The sequence below is a fragment of the Bacillus sp. 05T31 genome (genome assembly GCF_056396725.1).
Genome location: NZ_JBFTMA010000403.1, coordinates 1 through 5,519 on the forward strand (window position 1 = coordinate 1; position 5,519 = coordinate 5,519).

Here is a 5,519-nt window from a genome sequence, read left to right on the forward strand (position 1 = left end):
GCCAGGACCTTTACTATTGTCGGTTATTATTTTGTCATCTCTTATGGTAGGAATTACACAGTATTTTCATCATACAGATACGACAGAAGAAGTGAAGGCTAAGGTACGTCTCGTGTTTCCGATTTTTATAATATCTATTTCCATATGCTTTTTATTAAATAAAGATGGGTATGTTGTGGCCGTATTTGCGTTTTTTGTAGCGATTGTATTAATAACTGTATTGTACTACGTTATGAAAGAGTACTTACAAAAATAAGGATGCCTGAAAGGGCATTTTTATTTTTGTAGATTAATAATTTCACATACCGTATTTCATATAAAAAAACATAAAATATTTATAATTAAAAAAGTATGTACATCGCGGTGTATTTACTTGTCAATCTTGCATGACCACTATACTATTAAAATGTAGAGATTAGAAAAAAGGGGTTGTATCTAGCATGAAATTTGAGATGCATACAAAAATTATTTCAAATGAAAAAGAAGTAAGATTACATATAGAAGATAATTTATTTCAATTAATTTTAGATGGTTATCATCTATTTACTATTCAAGAAATATTGCCTTTATATAAATCAAACGAAGAAAGAATCGGTAGTGCAATTGTCCAAAAGTTAGAATGGGAGAACGGAAAAACTACACTAAACTATCAACTTGTTTCACTACAATCAGTAAACTAAAAGGAGAAGGGTAATATGAAGTTTTTTCATACAGCGGATTGGCATTTAGGTAAGCTTGTTCATGGTGTATATATGACTGAAGATCAAAAAATTGTGTTAGATCAGTTTGTACAAGCTGTTGAAGAGGAAAAACCGGATGCTGTAATTATTGCAGGAGATTTATATGACCGAGCAATTCCACCTACAGAAGCAGTAGACTTATTAAATGATGTATTACAAAAGATAGTTATTGATTTACAAACACCAATAATTGCAGTTGCAGGAAACCACGATAGTCCGGACCGCATACATTTTGGCAGTAATTTAATGAAAAAACAAGGATTACATATTGTTGGACAATTCCAGTTTCCATACAATCCTGTTGTTTTAAATGATGAATACGGAGAGGTTCATTTCCATCTCGTTCCGTATGCAGATCCAAGTATTGTTAGACACATATTGAAAAATGAAGATGTTCGTTCTCATGATGATGCGATGCGTATTTTTATGAACGAACTCTCTGAAACGATGGATAAAGAAGCGAGACACATATTTGTAGGACATGCATTTGTAACTTCTTCAGGAGAGGCAGAGGAAAATACGAGTGATGCGGAACGACCACTTTCAATTGGTGGTGCTGAATATGTAAATAGCCATTATTTTGATAAGTTTCATTACACGGCGCTTGGCCATTTACATCAAGCGCATTTTGTACGTAATGAGACAATTCGTTATTCAGGTTCACCACTTGCATATTCTATTTCTGAAGAAAAGCATAAAAAAGGATATTATATTGTGGAACTGGATGAAAAAGGTGAAACAACAATTGAAAAACGTTTACTTACACCACGTCGTAAAATGCGTACAGTAGAAGCGAAAATAGACGATTTATTGCTTCATCCAGTGAGTGAAGATTATGTATTTGTGAAATTATTAGATGAAAATCCTGTCTTGCAGCCAATGGAAAAAATACGTTCTGTATACCCAAATGCAATGCATGTTGAAAGATCTATTCAAAGACGAGAGTTCACAGATGAAAATGAAGTAACTGTTTCAAGACATAAAACGGATGATTTATCTCTTTTAAAAGCATTTTATAAAGAAATGAAAGGGCTAGATTTATCAGAAGAGAAAGAACGTCTATTTTTAGATGTTTTGCAAACAGTGCAAGAACGGGAAGGTGAGCAAGGATGAGACCGATTCAGCTTATAATGATTAACTTTTCAATTAAAAGGAAAAAGTTATGAAATTAAACGACAACTGGGCCATAAAAAACAAGGAAATAAAACAATTACAGGACATGCAGTCGAATTATATGAAGTAATTGATGAGGAAAAAGTTCCATGTGTCGATCGTTTTCATGTAACGGATGTAAATAAAAAAGTTGAAGATTTAATTGGATTAAGTAAACATCAATTTAGCCAAATTGTCATGTTACCGCAAGGAGAGTTCCGAAAATTATTAACATCTGAAACGGAAAATAAAGAAGAAATACTACGCCGCATTTTTAAAACAGATCGTTATAAATTAATGCGTGAGATATTAGATCAAAAGCGTAAACAATGGAAAGACGTCTTACAAGAAAAACAAAAAGAACGTGAGCTATATTTCCGTAATGTATTTAAATTACCAATACGTGATGGAGCATTATTAGAGRCATTAGTGGAGCAAGAGCATGTAAATACACATCAAGTAGTAGAGGCATTAGAACAAGAAACARTTTGGTACAATGCAGAGGTTGAGCAATTACACTTAGAACAAAATGACAAAACGAAACAATTAAAAGAAGCAGAGGCACGTTTTCATGCAGCAAAAGCTGTAAATGAGAAATTCAAAGATTTAGAACAAAAGAATGAGAAGTACAGTATTTTACAAGAAAACCGTGCCGTAATCGAAATGAAAGAAAAATCTTTTAAACATGCGGAACAGGCGAAGCGATTATTACCATTTGAGCAATGGTATGAGGAAGCGATACAATATGAACAGCAGTCTGAAAGTTTGTTAAAACAGATAATCGCAAAAAAAGAGCATATAATGAACAGTTTTGCACTTGCTCAGGAGAAATATGAAGCATTAAAGAATAAGGCATCCGAGCGAGAAAGTGCTAAAAAACAAGTTCAAAGACTAGAAGAGTTACAGCCAATTATTGCATCATTAGCTGAGAAAAAGTTAAATTTGCAAAATGCTGAAATTCAAATAGGAAAATTAAAAGAAGGTATGCAAAAGTTAGATGAACAACTAGAAGCGCATAAAAATGAAAAACAAAGAATGTCTGGCGAATTACAGCAATTAGAAGCAGCGCTTGAACAATATGTAGCTAAAGTAGAAGAACTAACGAATATGCGAGAAGATGCAAAAGTATTAAAGCAGGCATATGATGTATGGCAAGAAAAACAAAAATACGAGCTAGAAAAAGAAAGTGCGTTTCATAAGATGCAACAGGCAGTTAGTACATATGAAAATATGGAACGCCGCTGGTTAAGTGAACAAGCTGGTATATTAGCTCTTCATTTACATGATGGTGAATCTTGTCCAGTATGTGGTAGTATGGACCACCCGAAAAAAGCTACAGAGCAAAGYAATGCAATTGATGAAAAAGAGTTAAATGAGTTAAGAGAAAAGAAAAATATTGCGGAAAAATTACATGTTCAATTAGAAGAAAAGTGGAATTTCTATCGAGTTCAATATGAACAAGTGATAGAAGAAGTGCTAAAGCGAGGCTATCGCTCAGAAGAATTAGTAGAAACATATAGTGCGCTCGTTCAAAAAGGAAAGCAATTAGCAGCAGAAGTTAATGCGTTAAAAGCAAGTGAAGAAACGCGTAAGCAAATTGCTGTGAATATAAAAAGYGTAGAAGAAAAAGTAGAAGAACTCCAGAAACAAAAGCGTGAAGTAGAAACTGTGCAGCACCRTACTGAAATGGAGTGTATGCAGCTTCGTACGTCATATGAACATGATAAGCAAAATATTCCGGAAAGCTTGCAAACGGTACAAGCTTGGAAAGTACAGTTTGACCAAGCTCTGCAAGAACTTAAGTTAATGGAAGATGAATGGGAGAAAGTACAAGAGGCGTATCAACATTGGCAAAATGAAAATATACGTATTAAAGCAGAACATGATAATGCTTCTAATCAATTTAATAGTGCMAAAGAGAAGAAAGAAGAGACGTTCACACGCTTTATGAAAGAGCTAGAACAAAGCGGATTTACAGATCAATTAACATATAAAGAATCCAAATTAAATGATGCTGAGATGGATAAGTTACAACAAGAAATCCAAAGTTATTACTCATCTCTAGAAGTACTTACAAAACAAATTGAAGAATTAAAAGCAGACTTAAAAGATAAAGAGTATATGGACATTTCTTCATTAGATGAGCAAGTGAAAGAATTGGAAATTARCCTTGATATTATTAAAGAAAAACGACAACGTGCTCAAAACGCCGTATCATATATTACGGATTTACATGAAAATATTAAACGAATTGATGAACAAATTCATGAGGAAGAAAAAGCATTCCAAGAACTTGTTGATTTATATGAAGTAATGAAAGGGGATAACGATAGTCGTATATCCTTTGAACGTTACATCTTAATTGAGTATTTAGAACAAATTGTTCAAATTGCGAACGAACGACTACGTAAATTATCAAATGGACAATTTTATTTAAAACGAAGCGAACGAGTTGAAAAGAGGAATCGACAAAGTGGATTAGGATTAGATGTATATGATGCATATACAGGTCAAACCCGAGATGTAAAAACATTATCTGGCGGTGAGAAATTTAACGCATCACTTTGCTTAGCACTTGGAATGGCAGATGTAATTCAAGCGTATGAGGGTGGTATTTCCATCGAAACGATGTTTATCGATGAAGGATTCGGCTCATTAGATGAAGAGTCATTAACGAAAGCAGTTGACGCCCTAATCGACTTGCAAAAATCAGGTCGCTTTATCGGCGTAATTTCACACGTTCAAGAACTGAAAAACGCAATGCCAGCTGTATTAGAAGTAACGAAGCAGAAGGATGGGTGTAGTCAGACTAAGTTTGTGGTGAAGTAAGTTCGGAAAATACTGTGGGCATTCGATAGATACTTATATTTTGTAAAAAGAACTAATTTCAAGTCGGTGTATTTTGGAGTACAATTATACTTCAAAATAACACCGGCTTTTTTATATGGATGTATCTATTTTTGTGATTTTAGTTTATAAAGCTATACTATGAGTAGTCGGCCTATTCCTCTCTTTCATCTTCATAGTAGACGAAGATGAAAGAGAGGAATTCGGTAATAAGGAAAAGCGTATTAGACTGTTAAAGGACAAGAATCTATAGAGGTCTTTAGAACGATATTTGGAGATGAAAAGTTATTTGTCGTGAATCTAAACACGGTGTATTATGATCAAGCGTTTACGGTCGAATTTAATTAAATTTATGTAGATGGATTCTTCAAGTCGATTAAAAGAGGAAATTATGATGAACAAAACGCCGTCTCTTCATTGGAGGCGGCGTTTGTATAATGTAAAGGAGTGAACGAGGCAGTTAGGAGTTATCTGAAGAAGGTGGCGTATTTGCCAAACGGTTATAACTTTTAAAGGCTGAAATTGCCGATATAACACCACCTGTTAAAAATAAAGCTGATCCACCAACTAAAATAATACGACTGACATACGTTTCACGAGCTTCTTCAACTTGTTCTTGTGACGGTGTAGGCATAATAAAATCCCCCTTAATAAAAATATGTTTTGTAATAATATATACAAACGCCTACCATGTGTTAAAAATGAAGAAGTTGTATGTATAAGCGTCTAAGTGAATTTAATACTTAGCCAGTGTTAGTATTAAGTTCAACGTTTCTGCAC

The 5,519-nt window shown here is 33.8% G+C and carries 4 protein-coding genes and 1 pseudogene; 4 read left to right on the top strand and 1 reads right to left on the bottom strand.

What is annotated here, in order from left to right:
* The 4 genes and pseudogenes from AC1DJR_RS20425 to AC1DJR_RS20440 form a co-directional block, all read left to right on the top strand.
* The coding region (locus tag AC1DJR_RS20425; RefSeq protein WP_477003374.1) for a hypothetical protein at positions 1-256 on the top strand (256 nt) is incomplete at its 5' end.
* 184 nt (positions 257-440) lie between these two features.
* Positions 441-680 carry a DUF2584 family protein gene (locus AC1DJR_RS20430; RefSeq protein WP_002085739.1) on the top strand — a complete coding sequence of 80 codons (240 nt, stop codon included), beginning with the start codon at positions 441-443 and terminating at the stop codon, positions 678-680.
* Positions 681-695: 15 nt separating this feature from the next.
* The gene (locus tag AC1DJR_RS20435) at positions 696-1,853 is read left to right on the top strand and encodes an exonuclease SbcCD subunit D (protein WP_429687291.1); all 1,158 of its coding nucleotides are present in this window, start codon (positions 696-698) and stop codon (positions 1,851-1,853) included.
* Positions 1,854-1,874: 21 nt separating this feature from the next.
* Positions 1,875-4,721: pseudogene (locus AC1DJR_RS20440) on the top strand (SbcC/MukB-like Walker B domain-containing protein); the annotation flags it as partial.
* A gap of 478 nt (positions 4,722-5,199) precedes the next feature.
* Here the strand turns inward: AC1DJR_RS20440 and AC1DJR_RS20445 are convergent.
* Positions 5,200-5,373 (bottom strand): hypothetical protein, encoded by a 174-nt coding sequence (locus AC1DJR_RS20445; RefSeq protein WP_001143088.1) that lies wholly within the window; start codon positions 5,371-5,373, stop codon positions 5,200-5,202.
* Positions 5,374-5,519: the final 146 nt, after the last annotated feature.

Bases quoted from the DNA above. Each gene is read 5' to 3' on its own strand.
- AC1DJR_RS20445 (WP_001143088.1), bottom strand. From the start codon at position 5,373: ATGCCTACACCGTCACAAGAACAAGTTGAAGAAGCTCGTGAAACGTAT.
- AC1DJR_RS20430 (WP_002085739.1), top strand. From the start codon at position 441: ATGAAATTTGAGATGCATACAAAAATTATTTCAAATGAAAAAGAAGTA.
- AC1DJR_RS20435 (WP_429687291.1), top strand. From the start codon at position 696: ATGAAGTTTTTTCATACAGCGGATTGGCATTTAGGTAAGCTTGTTCAT.